The sequence below is a fragment of the Janibacter sp. UYMM211 genome (genome assembly GCF_040547045.1).
GTDB lineage: Bacteria > Actinomycetota > Actinomycetes > Actinomycetales > Dermatophilaceae > Marihabitans > Marihabitans melonis.
This window is the reverse complement of sequence record NZ_JBEPOY010000002.1, coordinates 695286-712664: the sequence shown is the minus strand read 5'-3', so window position 1 is coordinate 712664 and position 17379 is coordinate 695286. Positions and strand designations below refer to the sequence as shown.

The following is a 17379-nucleotide window of genomic DNA, read 5'->3' as shown; positions in this document are numbered from 1 at the left end:
GGCATGTTCACCGAGGCTCTCTGGATCCGCGGCCGATCTCACGGCAGCACCGAGATTACCAGCGGCGTGCACGGCGGCCCTAATCGCGGCCGGATACGGTGGCGCGATGAACGAGAGCGTCGTCGCGGTGTCCACGGGGGCGTGCGTTTCATGTCGTTGCGCTGGTCGCAGCTCGAGTCGGGCCGGGGAGACGGCGGCGGCGACTCCGAGACGTACAACGTCGTCGCCGTCGCGACCCGCCGCCGCTACCCCCGGCTCAGCGTCGTGCGCGGCAGGCACTACCACGGCGTCCCCGAGGGCCGGTTCGAGACGGGCGACGCCCGCTTCGACCGGCGCTTCGACACCTTCGGCGACGCGGCCTTCGGCGCCGACCTGCTCACCGAGCCCGTGCGCGCGGCCATCGACGAGCTCGAGGCGCTGCTCGCACCGCTACGGCTGGTGCCGCCGCAGGTCTGGTCGACCCACGGCGGCCCGCCGGACTTCCTCACGTCCTTCCGGCACTCCGGCTAGGCCGGGCGCCGTCCCGCGGCGGCGTCAGCCGACGCGCTTGCTGCCCTGCTGAAGGCGGTCGATGTGCTCCGAGGCCTGCGCCTTGGTGAGATCGGCCGGGAGCTCCTCGCCCGCCTCCTTCGCCAGGGTGTCGAGGTAGCTGCGCTGGGCGGCAGTCATCGGCTCGTCACCGGTGACCCACTGCTCGGGGTCGCGCTCGAGGGACCCGTCGCTGCCCGTCGTCGCGTCGGGGGTGGCGCCGATGGTCTCGCCGCCGGCCCCGGCGGTGGAGGTCGTGCTGTCGTCGGTGGGCACGGGGGCCCCGGTCTGCTGGTCGTGCTGGGTGGGCTCGCTCATGTGCCGACCGTAGACGCGGGCACCGACGACGACCGGTGGGACGACCCCCCTTCGTCCAGGGTCGGCGGCACCGCGCCCCGCGACCGTGGTGCACTACGAAGCACCCGCACCCGAGCGAGGAAGAAGAGAGCATGCTCCCCGAGGTCCTGCGCGACGCGGAGGTCGCCGACGACGTCCTCGCCCTGCGCCCCGACTACCGCGCCCTGCTCCTCGTCGTCGAGGACATCTCCCCCGGTCCCGGTGACGACGCGAGCGAGGCCCTGCTGCTCCGGGCGGAGTCGACGGCGATCGCGCTCACGGCGGGCGCGCCCGTCGAGGAGCTCCCCCACGTCGCCGCGTGGCGTGACGCCTACCGCGCCTTCGGCGCCAAGCCGCAGCGCACACGCAGCAGCCTCGAGGCGCTCACCCGGCGGGCCGCCGCGGGCCTGCCACGGGTCAACCGGGCCACGGACGTCTACAACGCGCTGAGCGTCATCCACCAGGTGCCGCTCGGCGGCGAGGACCTCGACCGGTACGCCGGCGCGCCCCGGCTCGTCCGGGCGAGCGGCGACGAGCTCTTCGACACGACCGCCGGTGGTGAGGAGGTCCTCGAGCACCCCTCCCCCGGCGAGGTCGTCTGGCGCGACGACGTCGGCGTCACCTGCCGACGCTGGAGCTGGCGCCAGGGCCGGCGCACCCGGCTGGGTGCCGGCACGACCCGGGCGCTCTTCGTCCTCGACGCCCTGGCCCCGATGAGCGACGACGCGCTCACCGCAGCCGCCGACGAGCTCGTCGCCCACCTCGGACCCCGGGCGCGGTCCCAGCGCCGGCTGCTCGGCGCGGCCGGCTAGGAGACCGAGCGGGCGGCCGAGGTCGCCCAGGTGCTCGCCCGGCCCGACCCGGACCCGGTGACCTTGACGCTCACCTGGCGGCCGCGGTCGGCCGAGGTGAGGCGGTAGGTCGAGGCCGTCGCCCCGCTGATCGCGGTGCCGTCGCGGTACCAGCGGATGGTGCGCGTCGACGGCGTCGGCGACCACGTGCCGACGGTGACCCTCAGGCTCGACCCCACGGCGGAGGTGCCGGAGATGCGCGGCAGCGGCGCCGAGTACGGGCGCCACGCCGTCGTCGCCGCCGGGGCCGGCGCCAGGCGGGGTGCCGGGTCGCTCGTGCGCCCCAGCGAGAAGGACCAGCCCTCCCAGCCGCCGTTGACAACCTGCCGGCCCGCCGCGCCGTACCGGCTCAGCTGCCACGCCCCCTTCGCGCTCGAGGTGTGCCAGTAGCTCCAGTGCGCGCCGGTCGGCGGGGTCGTGCGGCAGGACTCGCGGTAGTCCCTCCCGGCCACGGTGAGGGTCGTGCTCGCCGACGGCTTCCCGGCGAGACGGCACACGACCGCCAGGCCGTAGGTGTCGACGCCGGTGACGTCGAGGCCGGCCGCGCGCAGCGCGTCCAGACCGGTCCCGCGGAAGGCCGTCTGCCCCGGGTCGGGCAGGGCGCACCGACGCAGGGTCGACCCGCCGAGCTCGCGGAAGTCGACGACGACGCTCACCCCCCGGCTCGTCGTGCACGTGCCGGAGTGGCCGCGCGACGACGCGAGCAGCGCCGTGCGCGGTGCCGCGGCCAGGGCCGCGGCACCGTCGGCGCGCGAGGTCGAGATCTCCCCCGCCCGGGCGGCCGGGGCGCCGAGGGCGCCCGCGAGGAGCGCCGCCGCGAGGGCGACGGGCAGGGCACGACGCACGGGGCTCCCCCTTCGCACGGTCAGGTCAGAGGTTGATCATGTGGCCGACGATGCCCTCGACGGACTCCTTGACCGCCTCGGACAGGGTCGGGTGGGCGAAGACGTTGCGGGCGACCTCGTCGGCACGCAGGTCCCACTTCTGGGCGAGCGTGAGCACCGGGAGCAGCTCGGTGACGTCCGGGCCGATCATGTGCGCGCCGAGGATCTCGTTGGTCTTCGCGTCGGCGACGACCTTGACGAAGCCGACCGCGTCGCCCAGGCCCATGGCCTTGCCGTTGGCGCTGAAGGGGAACTTCGCCGACTTCGTCTCGAAGCCCTTCTCCTTGGCCTGCGCCTCGGAGTAGCCGAAGGAGCCGATCTGCGGGTGGCAGTACGTCGCGCGCGGGATGAAGTCGTACTCGACCGGCATCGTCTCGGCACCGGCGATGGTCTCGGCCGCGACGACGCCCTGGGCCTCGGCGACGTGGGCGAGCATGAGCTTGGCGGTGCAGTCGCCGATGGCGTAGACGCCGTCGACGTTGGTGCGCATGTAGGCGTCGATGGCGACGGCGCCCCGGTCGGTGAGCTCGACCCCGATCGCCTCGAGGCCGTAGCCCTCGGTGCGCGGGGCGAAGCCGATGGCCGACATGAGGCGGTCGGCCTCGAGGACCTGCTGGTCGCCCCCCTTCGCCGGGGTGACGGTGACCTTGACGCCGGAGCCGGTGTCCTCGACGGACTCGACCTTCGTGCCGAGCATGACCTTGACGCCGAGCTTCTTGTAGTGCTTGAAGAGCTCCTTGGAGACCTCCTCGTCCTCGGTCGGGACCATGCGGTCGAGGAACTCGACGATCGTCACGTCGACGCCGAAGTTCTTCATGACGTAGGCGAACTCGACGCCGATGGCGCCCGAGCCGGCGATGATGATCGAGCCGGGCAGCTCGGGGTCGAGGATCTGCTCCTCGTAGGTGACGACGTTCTCGCTCACCTCGACGCCGGGCAGCATCCGGGTGACGGCGCCGGCGGCGATGATGAGGTTGTCGAAGGTGATGCTGCGGGTGTCGCCGCCCTCGAGCGCGACGTCCATCGAGGTGGGCGAGGTCAGGGTGCCCCAGCCGTCGATCTCCTCGATCTTGTTCTTCTTCATGAGGAAGTGGACGCCCTTGACGATCCCGTCGCTCACCTGGCGCGAGCGCTTGTGGGTCGGGCCGAAGGACATCGTGGCGTCGCCCTCGATGCCGAACTTCGCCTTGTCGTGGGCGAGGGTGTGCGCCAGCTCGGCGTTCTTGATGAGCGCCTTGGAGGGGATGCACCCGACGTTGAGGCAGACACCGCCCCAGTACTTCTTCTCGACGACGGCGACCTTCTTCCCCAGCTGCGAGGCGCGGATCGCCGCGACGTAACCACCAGGACCAGCACCGAGCACGACCACATCGAAGTCAGACATGATCGAAGACTATCTGGCGCGCCGTGGTGCGGATCACGCCCTCTCGCACTAGCGTGCGTGCGTCATCGGCGACGGGTCGGTGGCACGTCCGCCGGGAGGCACCCATGAGCACGTCGCTCGACCCCGAGGTCCGCGAGCTGCGGACCGACCCAGACCGGCCACCGGTCGCGGTGGAGCAGCGCCACCACGTGACGACCCGCGAGAAGGCGGTCTTCGGCGTCATCGCCGTGCTCGGCGCGATCGGGTGGGTCATGCTCGCGATCGTGCGCGGCGAGCAGGTCAACACCGTGTGGTTCGTCGTCGCGGCCGTCGCGACCTACCTCATCGCCTTCCGCTTCTACGCCCGGCTCATCGAGTACAAGGTGCTCCAGCCGCGCGACACCCGCGCCACCCCGGCCGAGGAGCTCGAGAACGGCAAGGACTTCATGCCGACCGACCGGCGGGTGCTCTACGGGCACCACTTCGCCGCGGTCGCCGGCGCCGGTCCGCTCGTCGGCCCGGTCCTCGCCGCCCAGATGGGCTACCTGCCCGGCACCCTGTGGATCATCATCGGCGTCGTCTTCGCCGGCGCCGTCCAGGACTACATGGTCCTGCACCTGTCGATCCGGCGCCGTGGGCGCAGCCTGGGCCAGATGGCGCGCGACGAGCTCGGCGTCGTCGGCGGCGTCGCCGCGATCCTCGGCGTGCTGTCGATCATGCTCATCCTCATCGCGGTGCTCGGCATCGTCGTCATCGGCGCCCTCGCCGGCAGCCCGTGGGGCGTCTTCTCCATCGCGATGACGATCCCCATCGCCCTCTTCATGGGCGTCTACCTGCGCTACCTGCGCCCCGGCGCGGTCAACGAGGTCTCCGTCATCGGCGTCGTGCTCCTCGTCCTCGCCATCGTCGCCGGCGGCTGGGTCGCCGAGCACCCGACGCTGTCGGACACCTTCACCCTCGAGCCGATCACCCTCGCCTGGCTGCTCATCGCGTACGGCTTCGCCGCCTCGGTCCTCCCGGTCTGGCTGCTCCTCGCCCCGCGCGACTACCTGTCGACCTTCATGAAGATCGGGACGATCGTCCTGCTCGCCGTCGGCATCCTCATCGCCCGGCCGGTCGCGCAGATGCCGGCGGTCACCGAGTTCGCGAGCACGGGCACCGGTCCCGCCTTCGCCGGCTCGCTCTTCCCCTTCCTCTTCATCACCATCGCGTGCGGCGCGCTCTCGGGCTTCCACGCCCTCGTCTCCTCGGGCACGACGCCCAAGCTCATCGAGAAGGAGAGCCAGGCCCGTCTCATCGGCTACGGGGGCATGCTCACCGAGTCCTTCGTCGCGATCATGGCGCTCGTCGCCGCGGTGAGCATCGACCAGCACATCTACTTCGCGATGAACGCCCCGGTCGCCCTCACCGGCGGCGAGCCCGGCTCGGCCGCGGACTACGTCAACGGCCTCGGCCTGCTCAGCCCCGGCGGCACCCCCATCCCGCCGATCGACCCGAGCGTGCTGCAGAGCGCGGCCGAGGGGGTGGGCGAGGAGACGATCATCTCGCGCACCGGCGGTGCGCCGACCCTCGCCTTCGGCATGTCCGAGGTGATGTCGGCCTTCGGAGGCGAGTCGATGAAGTCCTTCTGGTACCACTTCGCGGTGATGTTCGAGGCGCTCTTCATCCTCACGACCGTCGACGCCGGCACCCGCGTCGCGCGCTTCATGTTCTCCGACTCCATCGGCAACGTCCCCGGCATGTCCCGCTTCAAGGACCCGAGCTGGCGCGTCGGGGCGTGGATCTGCTCCCTCATCGTCGTCGCGGGCTGGGGCTCGATCCTCGTCATGGGCATCCTCGACCCGCTCGGCGGGATCTACACGCTCTTCCCGCTCTTCGGCATCGCCAACCAGCTGCTCGCCGCGATCGCGCTCACCGTCGTCACGGCGGTGCTCGTCAAGCAGGGCAAGGTCCGCTGGGCCTGGGTGCCGGGCATCCCGCTCGTGTGGGACCTCGTCGTCACGATGTCGGCGTCGTACCAGAAGATCTTCAGCGACAACCCGAAGATCGGCTACTTCGCCCAGCGCGACGCCTTCGTCACCGCGCGTGACGCGGGCGAGGTCCTCGCCCCGGCCAAGAGCGCGGCCGACATGGACAAGATCATCTTCAACTCCCTCGTCCAGGGCACCCTCTCGGTCGTCTTCGCCGTGCTCGTCATCATCGTCGTCGCCGCCGCGGCCGTCGTCGTCGTCAAGGCCCTGCGGGCCGGCGGGCTGCCGACGACCGAGGACGAGGACGTCCCGTCGCGGATCTTCGCCCCGGCCGGCTTCGTCCCGACGCCGGCGGAGAAGCGGGTCCTCGAGCAGTGGCAGGAGGCCGGGCTCGACCCGTCGCCCGCCGCCAGCCGGGGGCACCACTGATGGCCGCCGCCCCCGCGGAGCAGGGCCGGCTGCGCTCGGTCCTGTCCGGGGTGGGCTGGTTCGTCGGCGGCGTCACCGGCGGCAGCGCCTACGAGCGCTACGTCGAGCACCTGCGACGCACGCACCCCGAGCGCCCCGTGCCGAGCAAGCGCGACTTCTGGCGTGAGAAGTACGACGAGCAAGAGCGCAACCCCTCCACCCGCTGCTGCTGAGCGGGCACCGCTGATTCCCCTTCGTCCCCCGGACAGAGGGGGATCAGCGCGTCGTGCGGGCGAGCGAGGCGTGGATCTCGCGGGCGATGCCCGCGGCCGTGCCGCCGCCGGTGCCGCCCTGGCCGACGACGACGGCGACGGCGTAGCGGGGACGGTCGGCCGGGGCGTAGCTGACGAACCACGCCGTGTCCTCCTCGCCGAAGACCTCCGCGGTGCCGGTCTTGCCCGCCACCGGCCAGGCGTCGAGGTCGAAGCCCCGGAAGGCGCCGGCGCCGGTGCCCTCGGTGACGACCCCCTCGAGCGCGGAGCGCAGGTAGCGCCCCATCGCGGGGTCGAGGTCGACGGTGCGCGCCGGCGCGAGCGGGCGGTCCGTCCGCTCGCCCTGCGCGGTGCGCGTGGCCGAGACGAGCCGCGGGGTGCGCACGCTGCCGCCGGTCGCGATCGCGGCGTAGACCTGAGCCATCTGCAGGGGGGTCACGAGCGTGTCGCCCTGCCCGATGGACAGGTTGACCTCGTCGCCGGGGCGGAACTGGTAGCCGTTCGCGCAGCTCTCGCGGGCGAGCGCCCTGAGGTAGGCCGCGCGGGTGGCGTCGGAGACGTCGGGGTAGCCGTCACGGGCGCGGCGGCAGGACTCGTCCTTCGTCGCCTCCCAGTACTCGCGCTTCCAGGTCCGTCCCGGCAGGCGCCCGGCGCTCTCGACGGGCAGGTCGACCCCGGTGCGCTCGCCGAGCCCGAGGTCGCGGGCCGTCGTGAGGATCGCGTCGTCGGCGTCGCGGCCGGACAGCCCGCCGGCGCGCTCCCAGACCCTCTCGGCGTTCGTGTAGAAGACGGTGTCGCACGAGACGACGAGCGCGCGGTGCCAGCTGATCCGGCCGTACGCCCGCGACTCGAAGTTGCGGAAGGTGCGGTCGCCGATGCGCACGCTCGACGCGCAGTCGACCTGCTCGTCGAGCTCGTCGGGGGCGACGACCGCGGGCATCGTCACGACCTTGAAGGTCGAGGCCGGCGGGTAGGCCCCGCCCGTCACCCGGTCGGTGAGCGGTGTCGACCCGGGCCGACCGGTGAGGCGCTCGTACTCCGCGCTGCTGATGCCCCCGGTCCACACGGACGGGTCGTACGTCGGCACGCTCGCCGAGGCCACCACTCCCCCGTCGCGCACGTCGACGACGACGGCGGCGGCCTCGTCGGCCGGGAGCCCGCGGGCCTGGGCGTCGCGCACGCCCTCGGCGAGCGCCTCCTGCGTCGCGCGCTGGACGCGGGCGTCGATCGTCGTGACGACGTCGTCACCCGGCACGGGGTCGGTGCCGGGCTCGGTGCCCGTGACGATGCCGCGTGCGTCGACGCGCACCTGTGCCGAGCCGGGCTCGCCGCGCAGCACGTCGTCGTACTGCTGCTCCAGACCGGCGCGCCCGACGAGGTCGCCGTCGTGGATGCGCCCCGTCGAGGCCTCGACCGTCGCGGCGTCGGCGGGCGTGAGGTAGCCGAGGACCTGGGGGGCGAGCGGCACCTCCTGGTCGCGCCGCACCGCGGTCGTCACGACCTCGGCCGCGGGGTAGCGGTCGCCGCGCTCGCCCAGGCGCAGGGCGAGGCGGGAGGACACCCCTTCGGCCACCGTGACGGGCACGTAGGCGGACCCGGGCCAGCAGCGCGGCGCGGGCGCGGCCTCGGGGGCGCCGCACAGGGTGAGCCGGTCGCGCAGCGACTCCGGCGTCACCCCGAGATCACGGGCGAGGGCGCGAAGGGAGGAGCGGCCCGCGTCGTCCTCGTCGGCGAGGACGGCGCGGTCGAGGGTGACGTCGAGACGGACCGCGTCGTCGGCCAGCGGCACGCCCCGGCGGTCGAGGATGCGCCCGCGGGGGGCCGGGGTGAGGACGACCTGGGTGCTCGTGCTCGGCCCGCCGTCGCCCGCGGCGACCGGGGCGGGGTCGAGCTGGAGCTGGCCGAGGCGTCCGACGAGGCCGGCGAGGAGCACCGCGATGACGGCGAGCACGGCGACGAGCCGGGCGTGGAGGTTCGGGCGTCTCGACCCGGCCCGTCTCGGCGCGCGTCGGCGCGACGGCCGCCGGCTCACCGGCGGCCGCTTCACCGCGGGTCGCCTCACCGGGGGCGGCGGCCGGCGACCCGGCGGTCGAGGGCGAGCAGGACGGGTGTGAGGAGCACGGCGAGGACGACCGTGCCGACGAGCTGACCGAGCAGCGCGAGCCAGGCGACGGGCGCCCCGGTCGTCAGGGCGCGCACGACCGGGACGGCCGTGACGACCACCCAGCAGGCGGCGGCCACCGCCCCGGGCCACCACAGCGGCCACCCCGACACCCGTCGGGCCGCGCCGGCAACGGCCCCGACGACGGCGTGGGTGGCCGCGGCCAGCCCGAGGATCTCGCCACCGGGCGGCACGAGGTCGCTCATCCAGCCGCCGACGAGACCGGCGAGGATCCCGTCGGCGGGGCCCGAGGCCATGCCGATCGCGACGACGACGAGCAGGACGAGGGTGGGGGGCACGGGCACGCCGCGCGCCGCGAAGACGGCCGAGCCGACGGCCGCGAGGGCGAGGGCGGGCACCCGCCACAGCCACACCGAGCGCGTCATCGCGTCGTCCGCGTGACGACGCCGACGACGTCGAGGGCGGGCAGGTCGGCGACGGGGCGGACCGTCGCGACGGCGGTGAGCCCGGTGGCGTCCTGAGGCGCCGTGACGACCTCGCCGACGGGCAGACCCGGCGGGTAGGGCCGGCCGTCCTGGCTGCCGAGGGTGCGGACCTGCTGACCGGGCTCGAGCCGGCCCTCCTGCACGGCGCGGACGGCGAGATCGCCGGGCCGCTCGTCGAGGGTCGGCTCGCTCCCGGAGAGCTCGGCGAGCACGCCCGGCGCGGTGCCCACCCGGACGCCGACGCTCGTGCCCGAGGCGCCGAGCAGCTCGACGTCGCTCGTCCACCGCGAGACGGAGACGACCCGCCCGACGAGCCCGTCGGGGCTGACGACCGCCCGGTCGGTGCTCACGCCGTCGCGCGAGCCGACGTCGAGGGTGACGCGCACGGCGCCCCGGGCGTCCCGGGCGCCGACGGCGACGACCCGCGCCGGCACGACGTCGACCCGGTGGTCCTCGGCGAGGTCGCGCAGCTCGCTCTCCTGAGCGCTCGCGGAGCGCTCGTCCTCGAGCTCGGCGACGCGCAGGCGCAGGCGAGTCAGCTCGGCGTCGCGGGGGTCGCCCGCGTCGGTGCTCGTCGCCCGCAGCATCGGGCCGAAGACGCTCGCCCCGGCCGAGCGCACCGGACCGGTCGGCCCCCCGGCGACGTCGAGGAGGAGCAGGAGCACGGTGAGCGCGACGAGCACGGCCAGACCCCGGCGCACGACGTCAGAACCTCCGGCCGTCGACGAGGACCGGCTCGAGCGTGGCGAAGTCGTCGACGCACCGGCCTGCGCCGCGCACGACGGCGCGCAGCGGCTCGTCGGCGACACGCGTGGGCACCCCGAGCTCGTGCTCGAGCCGCGCGTCAAGACCGCGCAGCAGGGCGCCGCCGCCGGTGAGCACGACGCCCCGCGAGAGCACGTCGCCGACGAGCTCGGGCGGGCTGGCGTCGAGGAGCGAGCGCACGAGGTCGACGACGGCCCGCACCGGGGCGTCGAGGGCGCGGCGGACCTCCGACGAGCCGATCTCGACCGTGCGGGGCAGCCCGGTGACGAGGTCACGGCCGCGGACCCGGGTGCGCCGCTCCTGGCCGAGGGGGAAGGCGGAGCCCGCCTCGATCTTGATGTGCTCGGCGGAGCGCTCGCCGAGCAGCAGCGAGTAGTGCTGCTCGACGTGCGCGGCGATCGCCTCGTCCATGCTCTCGCCGCCGACGCGCACGGAGCGCGAGGCGACGACGCCCCCCAGGGCGAGGATGGCCGCGTCGGTGGACCCGCCGCCGATGTCGACGACAGTCGAGGCGTCGCTGCCGGTGAGGGGCAGGCCCGCGCCGATGGCCGCGACCACGGGCTCCTCGACGACGTAGACGCGGCGGGCGCCGACCCGCAGCGCGACGTCCTCGACGGCCCGGCGCTCCAGCGGCGAGACGGTGCTCGGCACGCAGACGACGACGCGGGGTCGCAGCACCGAGGAGACGCCGACCGTGTCGGCGAAGACGCGCAGCATGCGCTCGGCGACGTCGGGGTCGTGGATGACCCCGCCGCGCAGCGGTCGCACCGAGCGCATCGAGCCCGGGGTGCGCCCGAGCATCTCCTTGGCCGCGCGGCCGGCCGCGAGGACCTCGTCGGAGTCGGCCGCGAGGGCGACGACGCTCGGCTCGTCGAGCACGACGCCGCGTCCCTGCTGGTGGATCAGGGTGCTGGCGGTGCCGAGGTCGAGGGCGAGGTCACGGCCGGGGAGCCACCGACGGGACGGCACGAGCGCTGCGGACGAGGTCGCGTCAGGACGCGAGCTGGGGGAACCAGATCGCGATCTCGCGCGCCGCCGACTCCGGGGAGTCCGAGCCGTGGACGATGTTCTGCTGGACCTTCAGGCCCCAGTCGCGCCCGAGGTCGCCGCGGATGGTGCCGGGGGCGGCCTCGGTCGGGTTCGTCGCGCCGGCGAGCGAGCGGAAGCCGCGGATGCAGTCCTCGCCCTCGACGACGACCGCGGTGAGCGGGCCGGAGGACATGAAGTCGACGAGCGGCTGGTAGAAGGGCTTGCCCTCGTGCTCGGCGTAGTGCGCGGCCAGCTGCTCTTGGGTCGCGGAGGTGACGTCGAGGGCGACGAGGGTGTACCCCTTCGCCTCGATGCGGCGCAGGACCTCACCGGTGAGGCCGCGGCGGTAGCCGTCGGGCTTGACGAGGATCAGGGAGCGTTCGGTGGTCACGGGCGCCACCCTATCGGCGTGCGCCGTGGGCGGTGCTCAGGCCCCGCCGGCGGCGCGGGCGCGCTCGGCGTCCTCGGCGTCGACGCGGCGCCCCACCCGCAGGCACAGCAGCCACAGCGCGCCAAAGATCAGCCCGACGACGAACATCGAGGTCACGAGGAAGCCGCAGAGCACCGTGGCCAGCTGGACGGCCCAGCCGATGGCGACGCCGCCCGGCCGGCGCACGAGGCCGGCGGCGACGGCGCAGGCGACCGCGAGGACGCACATGACGACGAAGGGGGTGGCCGAGCTGTCGTTGCCGGCGAAGCCCCGCGCGACGAGGGCCCCGAGGAAGATGACCACCGACTGCCCGCCGAGCACGGTGGCGAGCATGCGCCACGTGAAGCGGCCCGACGCGATCGCGCCGGGCCGCCGGGGTCCGTCGATGGTGCTCATGACGGACCAGGGTATGCGAGGTGGGTCAGTGCATCGCCACGTGCACCGGCTCGGCGTCCTCGTCCCCGTCGAGCAGGTGGCTCTCCTCGCGCTTGCGCGGGAGGAAGAGGGCGACGACGAGGGTGAGCGCGCACAGCCCGCCCGAGACCCAGTACGTGCTGGCGAAGGCACCGGCGAGGTCGGAGCGGACCGCCGCCATGAGGACCTCCTGGGCGCGCGCCGGGTCGGCGACCTGGCCGATGACCCGCGCGACCTCGGGGAAGCGCTCGAGGAGCTGCTGGACCTGGTTCGGGTCGGTGGCCCCCTTCGCCGCGTCGCCGTACTTCTGCGCCTGGTCGACGAGCGGACGGGACTCGATGGAGTTCGTCAGCAGCACCGAGATGATCGCGACGCCGAAGGAGCTCGCGACCTGCTGGGTGATGTTGAGCAGCGTCGAGCCGCGGGCGACCTGGTGCGCGGTGAGCGTCTTCAGCGCCGAGGTCATGAGCGGCATCATCGTGCCGCCCATGCCCAGACCCATGACGAACACCACCGGGATGATGTACCCCCAGTAGGACGTCTGATCATCGATCTGGGTGAGCGCGAACATGCCGCCGGTGATGAGGGCGATGCCGAAGGGGACGATCCGCCCGACCGGCATCTTGTCGGCGAGCACGCCGGCGATCGGCATGGCGATCATGGCACCAAGGCCCTGCGGCGCCATGAGCCAGCCCGCGTCGCCCGCTGACTCACCGCGCACCTGCTGGAAGTAGGTGGGAAGCAGGAGCAGCCCGCCGAAGAAGGCTGCAGCGAAGAGGAACATCGTCAGAGTCGCCACGGTGAAGTTGCGGTTGGTGAAGAGCCCGAGGTCGAGCAGCGGGTGCTCCGGCTTGAAGGACCACCAGGCGAAGGCCCCCATGAGGGCGATGCCGACGACCGCCGGCGCGAGGACCTTCGTCGCGAGCACTGTGCCTGTGTCGGGGATCGAGCTCACGCCGTAGAGGAAGAGCGCGAGACCGGGCGACATGAGGAGCAGGCCGACGACGTCGAGCGACTCGCTCGGCACCGCGGTGTCCTTGGGCAGGACGACCCAGGCGTAGACGAGGGCCGCGGCACCGATGGGCAGGTTGATGAGGAAGATCCACGTCCAGCTCGGGCGGCCGAGCCAGTGGGCGTTGTCCAGCAGCCAGCCGCCGAGGATCGGGCCGCCGATCGGGCCGAGGAGCATCGGGATGCCGAGGATGGCCATGAGCCGGCCCATGCGCTGCGGGCCCGCCGCGCGAGTCATGATCGTCATGCCGAGCGGCATGAGCATGCCGCCGCCGAGACCCTGCAGGACCCGGAAGCCGATGAGCATCTCGATGCTCGGGGCGAAGGCGCACAGCGCCGAGCCGAGCACGAAGAGTGCGACGGCGGTGAGGTAGAGACGCTTGGTGCCGAAGCGGTCGGCGGCCCAGCCGGTGAGCGGGATGACCGTCGCCAGGGCGAGCGTGTAGCCGGTGACGGTCCAGGCCACGGTGGAGTACTTCAGCGGGTCCGGCCCGGGGGCCAGGTCGGTCATGAAGTGCGGGAGGGCGACGTTGACGACCGTGACGTCGAGGATCGACATGATGGCGCCGAGCACGACGACGCCGGCGACCTTGAGGACGGCCGCGTCGATCTTCTCCGGGTACGCCTGCGTCCCGGCAGGAGCGGTTGAGGACATGCGGTGATGACTCTCTCGTGGCAGAGGGGCCGGTCCGAGGATGCCCGGACGGCGCGAAAGGGGGCCGACCTCGCGGCTGTGCGGAGGTCAGGGCCGACGAAGGTGCACAGACTGCACCGATACGACCAGGCTACTGCGGGGTCTGGTCGGACGTCCAACCCCTTCGCGCCCCGTCGTATTCGCGCCGGGGCGGGGAGGTCAGTCCTCGTCGCCGTCGCCGAAGACGTCGTCGAGGATGTCTGCGGCGTCGCCGTCGTCCTGCACGGGGGCCGGGGCACCCCGGTCGAGGGTGCGGGCGGGCTCCCCTTCGCCGCCGTGGCCGAGGAGCAGGCGCACCTCGGCAGCGGTGATGACCGAGCCGGTGGCGAGGACGCCGCCGCCCACTCCCCCGTCGTCGGCGAGCTCCGCGGCGCGGTCGAGCGCGTCCGGCAGCTCGGGGACGACGGTCACGCGGTGCTCGCCGAAGACCTCCTCGGCCGCGGCTCCCAGCGCGCGCGGTGACATCGCCCGCGGCGAGGTCGTGCGGGTGACGACGACGTGGTCGAGGACCGGCTCGAGGACCTCGAGGATCTCGGTCGCCTCCTTGTCGGCGAGGATGCCGATGACGCCGACGAGACGGGTGAAGGTGAAGGAGTCGGCGAGCGCGGCCGCGAGCGCCCGGGCCCCGTGCGGGTTGTGCGCGGCGTCGACGATGACGGTGGGGCTGCGGCGCACGATCTCGAGACGACCGGGCGAGGTGACCTGCTCGAGCGCGGGGCGCAGGACGTCCTGGGACAGGCGCTGCTCTCCCCCGCCGACGAAGGCCTCGACGGCGGAGACCGCGAGCACGGTGTTGTGGGCCTGGTGCTCGCCGTGCAGCCCGAGGAGCAGGTCCTCGTGCTCGCCGGCGAGCGAGGTGAAGGAGATCTGCTGGCCGCCGACGGCGACGTCGCGGGCGGTGATGCCGAGCTCGCGGCCGGAGAAGACGATGCGCGCGCCGACCTCCTCGGCCCGCTCGCGCAGGATCTCGGCGACGTCGTCCTGCTGCTCGGCCGAGACGACGATGGCGTCGGCCTTGATGATCCCGGACTTCTCGCCGGCGATGTCGAGGACGGAGTCGCCGAGGAAGTGCTGGTGGTCGAGGTCGACGGGGGTGATGACGGCGACGGGGGCGTCGATGACGTTCGTCGCGTCCCACGCCCCGCCCATGCCGACCTCGACGACCGCGACGTCGACCGGGGCGGCGGCGAAGGCCGCGTACGCGACGGCCACGACGACCTCGAAGTAGGTCATCCGCGGGCCGCCCTCGGCGACCGACTTCGTGTCGACGGCCTCGACGAAGGGCAGGACGTCGGCGTACGCGTCGAGGAAGTCCTCGCGGCTGATCGGCTCGCCGCCGATGCTGATCCGCTCGCGGATGTCGTGCAGGTGGGGGCTGGTGAAGCGCCCGGTCTTCAGGCCCATCTCGCGCATGACCGCCTCGATGATGCGCGCGGTGCTCGTCTTGCCGTTCGTGCCGGTGACGTGGATCGCGGGGAAGGTGCGCTGCGGCTCCCCGAGCAGGTCCATGACCGCCTGGATACGGTCGAGGCTGGGCTGGAGGTCGTGCTCGGGCGTGCGGGCGAGGATCGCCTCCTCGACCAGACGCATCTGCTTGCGGATCTCGAGCTGCTGGGCGGCCGCCTTCTGCGCGGCCTGCGGGTCACCACTGGGCATGCCCGCCATCCTCCCACCGCCGCGACCTCCCTTCGCGCCACCTCCCCCCCTGTGCGCTGAGCACCGCTCGTGGTCCGCGAGACCCGCTCGTCGCGGCCCGGCGAGGAGCGGTGCTCACGGACGAGGAGCGGTGCTCGGCGAAGGGGTGGGCGTGGGCGAAGGGGGTGGGCGAGGGCGAGGGGGTCAGACGGCGAGGTAGGCCGTGAGGGCCGGGACGCCGAGGAGGACACCTGCGGGCAGGAGCCACCACGCGACGACGCGGGGGATCACCGACTGCGGCATGACGGTGACGAGCGGAGGGGCGGCGCGGTGGGTCGTCCACGTGACGACCCACAGGTGCAGCGGCACGAGGACGACGACGAGGGCCGTCGTCACGCCGGGGTCGCCGAGCGCCGTCGCCGCGGCGACGGCGACCAGGCCCCCGACGAGCGCAGCCACCCCCGGCAGGACGAGATGGCCGAGCGTCTCGCGCCGCGGTCCCCACCCGAGCACGGGCACGAGGGGCGCGGACTGCCCGCGCAGCCCCGTCGCCCACGCCACGACGCCCTGGTAGAGCACGAGCGAGACGAGCACCCCGAGGACGGCCGAGCGGGGCGTGAGCAGACCGACCCCCAACCCCCCGAGGGCGAGGAGCAGGGCCGCGCGCACCAGCCCCGGGCCGCGCCGCACGGCGAGGAGGTCTCGGCGCAGGAGCATCGCCCGACCAGGGCGTAACCGGCCGAGGTGGCGCGGCGGTCGCCCGCCGAGCTCGCGCACGAGCGCCGTGCGCTGCCCGGACAGGAAGGACCCGTAGACGCCCTCGCCCCGGTCGCGCTGGCGACCCAGCCCCTGCTCGGTGAGCCGGCGCAGCGCGTCGGCGGGACGAAGGGGGTGCCCCCCGCCGTCGGCGGCGACCTGACCGGCCAGCCAGGCACGCGCGACGACGGCCCCGAGGAGCACCGAGGCGGCGGTGACGCCGAGCGCGCCGAGCGGCCCGACGACGGCGGCCGACCACAGCGCGAGGGCGAGCAGCAGCCCGAGCGCCGCAGCAGCGGCGAGCACCGCACCGCCGAGCAGCAGCCACCAGCGTCGCAGCGAGACCGCCCGGTCGGCCGGACCGGCGACGACGTGGCGCACCCACAGCATCGGGGGCGCGACGGGACCGCGCACCCGGCCCACCCGGTGCGCGACGACGGGGGCGGCGACGACGGCGAGGACGAGAGCCCCCGCCCCTACCGGGTCGGTGAGCACGTCGACGAGCCCGGAGCGGCCGAGCGCGGCGAAGACGACGTGCCCGTAGGGGAAGAGGTAGACGGCGCCGAGGAGGACGACGACGTAGACGACGTAGGCGACCGAGCCGACGCTCGTCAGCTGCGCGCCGCGACGCACGACGGCGAGCGCGTCCGACACGAGACGTCGGGAGTCAACCGCGGGCTCACTCCCGGGCCCGCCATCGGGCGGCGCGGAGGCCGCCACCGGCTCGCTCACGCCTCGGCCGGGCGCAGGACGAGCTCGTCGTCGGCGACGATCTCGGCGAGGAGCGGGTCGTGCGTCGCGAGGAGCATCGTCGTGCCGGCCCGGACCCGCTCGCGGAGCAGCTCGGCGACGACGCGGCGCCGGTCCTCGTCGAGGCGCTGCTCGGGCTCGTCGAGGACGAGCAGGTCGGCGGGGCGGAAGAGCACCAGTGCGATGTCGGCGAGCTGGCGCTGCCCCGAGGACAGCTCGGTGACGAAGCGGTCGGCGAGCCCGCCGATCGTCAGCCCGTCGAGCACCTCGTCGACCCGCTGCTCGACGGTGGCCGGGTCCCCGCCCCACGACGCGTCGACGAGCAGCAGGTGCTCGTAGACGGTGAGGTCCGGGTAGATCGCGCTGGGCCCGAGCAGCCCGCCGAGACGGCGGCGCAGCCCGGACGACCGGGCGTCGACCCGCGTGCCCGCGACGCGCACCTCGCCGGTGCTCGGGGCCTGCGCCCCGGCGACGACCCGCAGCAGGGTCGTCTTGCCGGTGCCGTTGTCGCCCCGCACGGCGAGGCAGCGACCGGGCTCGACCGTCGCGCTCACGGGGGCGAGCAGCGGGCGCGGCCCGATGCTCACGCCGACGTCCTCGATCTCGACCCGCGCCGGAGCATCCATGGGCGGCAGGCTACCCAGGGGGGCGGCTCCCCCCTTCGCCCCGTTGACAC

At 73.9% G+C, this 17379-nt stretch carries 17 protein-coding genes; 4 read left to right on the top strand and 13 right to left on the bottom strand.

Annotated features, from left to right (window positions below; translation table 11 throughout):
- Positions 1–150 precede the first annotated feature (150 nt).
- The gene (locus ABIB53_RS08505) at positions 151–510 is read left to right on the top strand and encodes a hypothetical protein (protein ID WP_354587854.1); all 360 of its coding nucleotides are present in this window, start codon (positions 151–153) and stop codon (positions 508–510) included.
- A gap of 24 nt (positions 511–534) precedes the next feature.
- Here the strand turns inward: ABIB53_RS08505 and ABIB53_RS08500 are convergent, their stop codons facing one another.
- Positions 535–846 carry a DUF3072 domain-containing protein gene (locus tag ABIB53_RS08500; protein WP_068273881.1) on the bottom strand — a complete coding sequence of 104 codons (312 nt, stop codon included), beginning with the start codon at positions 844–846 and terminating at the stop codon, positions 535–537.
- A 131-nt stretch (positions 847–977) separates the two neighbouring features.
- Here ABIB53_RS08500 and ABIB53_RS08495 point away from each other — a divergent pair, with 131 nt between their 5' ends.
- Positions 978–1676 (top strand): B3/B4 domain-containing protein, encoded by a 699-nt coding sequence (locus ABIB53_RS08495; RefSeq protein WP_123090921.1) that lies wholly within the window; start codon positions 978–980, stop codon positions 1674–1676.
- Here ABIB53_RS08495 and ABIB53_RS08490 read toward each other — a convergent pair.
- Positions 1673–2560, bottom strand: a complete 888-nt coding sequence (locus tag ABIB53_RS08490; RefSeq protein ID WP_354587853.1) for a hypothetical protein — start codon at positions 2558–2560, stop codon at positions 1673–1675. The two genes, ABIB53_RS08495 and ABIB53_RS08490, sit on opposite strands and share 4 nt — an antisense overlap.
- Before the next feature lie 25 nt (positions 2561–2585).
- The gene (gene lpdA, locus ABIB53_RS08485) at positions 2586–3983 is read right to left on the bottom strand and encodes a dihydrolipoyl dehydrogenase (RefSeq protein ID WP_354587852.1); all 1398 of its coding nucleotides are present in this window, start codon (positions 3981–3983) and stop codon (positions 2586–2588) included.
- A 104-nt stretch (positions 3984–4087) separates the two neighbouring features.
- Here lpdA and ABIB53_RS08480 point away from each other — a divergent pair, with 104 nt between their 5' ends.
- Together ABIB53_RS08480 and ABIB53_RS08475 are read left to right on the top strand one after the other, a co-directional pair.
- Positions 4088–6361: a carbon starvation CstA family protein gene (locus ABIB53_RS08480; RefSeq protein ID WP_354587851.1), complete on the top strand. Its 2274-nt coding sequence runs from the start codon at positions 4088–4090 to the stop codon at positions 6359–6361.
- The gene (locus ABIB53_RS08475; protein WP_068273871.1) at positions 6361–6573 is read left to right on the top strand and encodes a YbdD/YjiX family protein; all 213 of its coding nucleotides are present in this window, start codon (positions 6361–6363) and stop codon (positions 6571–6573) included. Before ABIB53_RS08480 ends, ABIB53_RS08475 begins: the two co-directional genes overlap by 1 nt.
- A gap of 43 nt (positions 6574–6616) precedes the next feature.
- On the opposite strand, the gene ABIB53_RS08470 is transcribed toward ABIB53_RS08475, so the two are convergent.
- The 10 genes from ABIB53_RS08470 to ABIB53_RS08425 all read right to left on the bottom strand — a co-directional run bounded on the left by ABIB53_RS08470 (position 6617) and on the right by ABIB53_RS08425 (position 17329).
- Positions 6617–8644: a peptidoglycan D,D-transpeptidase FtsI family protein gene (locus ABIB53_RS08470; RefSeq protein WP_354587850.1), complete on the bottom strand. Its 2028-nt coding sequence runs from the start codon at positions 8642–8644 to the stop codon at positions 6617–6619.
- Between the two features lie 26 nt (positions 8645–8670).
- Positions 8671–9159: a rod shape-determining protein MreD gene (locus ABIB53_RS08465; RefSeq protein ID WP_354587849.1), complete on the bottom strand. Its 489-nt coding sequence runs from the start codon at positions 9157–9159 to the stop codon at positions 8671–8673.
- Positions 9156–9920, bottom strand: a complete 765-nt coding sequence (gene mreC, locus ABIB53_RS08460; protein ID WP_354587848.1) for a rod shape-determining protein MreC — start codon at positions 9918–9920, stop codon at positions 9156–9158. The genes ABIB53_RS08465 and mreC overlap by 4 nt, the downstream gene beginning before the upstream one ends.
- Before the next feature lie 4 nt (positions 9921–9924).
- Entirely contained in the window at positions 9925–10953 is a 1029-nt protein-coding gene (locus tag ABIB53_RS08455; protein ID WP_123090926.1) for a rod shape-determining protein, read from the bottom strand.
- A gap of 22 nt (positions 10954–10975) precedes the next feature.
- Positions 10976–11404 carry a nucleoside-diphosphate kinase gene (gene ndk / locus ABIB53_RS08450; RefSeq protein WP_123090927.1) on the bottom strand — a complete coding sequence of 143 codons (429 nt, stop codon included), beginning with the start codon at positions 11402–11404 and terminating at the stop codon, positions 10976–10978.
- A 36-nt stretch (positions 11405–11440) separates the two neighbouring features.
- On the bottom strand, positions 11441–11839 hold the full coding sequence (locus tag ABIB53_RS08445) for a DUF4233 domain-containing protein (protein ID WP_083968604.1): 399 nt from the start codon (positions 11837–11839) through the stop codon (positions 11441–11443).
- Between the two features lie 25 nt (positions 11840–11864).
- Positions 11865–13523 (bottom strand): DHA2 family efflux MFS transporter permease subunit, encoded by a 1659-nt coding sequence (locus ABIB53_RS08440; protein WP_354587847.1) that lies wholly within the window; start codon positions 13521–13523, stop codon positions 11865–11867.
- Between the two features lie 198 nt (positions 13524–13721).
- Positions 13722–15218 carry a bifunctional folylpolyglutamate synthase/dihydrofolate synthase gene (locus ABIB53_RS08435; protein WP_354587846.1) on the bottom strand — a complete coding sequence of 499 codons (1497 nt, stop codon included), beginning with the start codon at positions 15216–15218 and terminating at the stop codon, positions 13722–13724.
- 183 nt (positions 15219–15401) lie between these two features.
- Positions 15402–16607 (bottom strand): hypothetical protein, encoded by a 1206-nt coding sequence (locus tag ABIB53_RS08430; protein ID WP_354587845.1) that lies wholly within the window; start codon positions 16605–16607, stop codon positions 15402–15404.
- A gap of 74 nt (positions 16608–16681) precedes the next feature.
- The gene (locus ABIB53_RS08425; protein WP_354587844.1) at positions 16682–17329 is read right to left on the bottom strand and encodes an ABC transporter ATP-binding protein; all 648 of its coding nucleotides are present in this window, start codon (positions 17327–17329) and stop codon (positions 16682–16684) included.
- Positions 17330–17379 lie beyond the last annotated feature (50 nt).

What these genes read in the sequence shown, in the direction of transcription:
- ABIB53_RS08505 (WP_354587854.1), top strand. Translation starts at nt 151, where the DNA reads ATGTCGTTGCGCTGGTCGCAGCTCGAGTCGGGCCGGGGAGACGGCGGC.
- ABIB53_RS08500 (WP_068273881.1), bottom strand. Translation starts at nt 846, where the DNA reads ATGAGCGAGCCCACCCAGCACGACCAGCAGACCGGGGCCCCCGTGCCC.
- ABIB53_RS08495 (WP_123090921.1), top strand. Translation starts at nt 978, where the DNA reads ATGCTCCCCGAGGTCCTGCGCGACGCGGAGGTCGCCGACGACGTCCTC.
- lpdA (WP_354587852.1), bottom strand. Translation starts at nt 3,983, where the DNA reads ATGTCTGACTTCGATGTGGTCGTGCTCGGTGCTGGTCCTGGTGGTTAC.
- ABIB53_RS08480 (WP_354587851.1), top strand. Translation starts at nt 4,088, where the DNA reads ATGAGCACGTCGCTCGACCCCGAGGTCCGCGAGCTGCGGACCGACCCA.
- ABIB53_RS08475 (WP_068273871.1), top strand. Translation starts at nt 6,361, where the DNA reads ATGGCCGCCGCCCCCGCGGAGCAGGGCCGGCTGCGCTCGGTCCTGTCC.
- ABIB53_RS08465 (WP_354587849.1), bottom strand. Translation starts at nt 9,159, where the DNA reads ATGACGCGCTCGGTGTGGCTGTGGCGGGTGCCCGCCCTCGCCCTCGCG.
- ABIB53_RS08445 (WP_083968604.1), bottom strand. Translation starts at nt 11,839, where the DNA reads ATGAGCACCATCGACGGACCCCGGCGGCCCGGCGCGATCGCGTCGGGC.
- ABIB53_RS08440 (WP_354587847.1), bottom strand. Translation starts at nt 13,523, where the DNA reads ATGTCCTCAACCGCTCCTGCCGGGACGCAGGCGTACCCGGAGAAGATC.
- ABIB53_RS08435 (WP_354587846.1), bottom strand. Translation starts at nt 15,218, where the DNA reads ATGCCCAGTGGTGACCCGCAGGCCGCGCAGAAGGCGGCCGCCCAGCAG.
- ABIB53_RS08425 (WP_354587844.1), bottom strand. Translation starts at nt 17,329, where the DNA reads ATGGATGCTCCGGCGCGGGTCGAGATCGAGGACGTCGGCGTGAGCATC.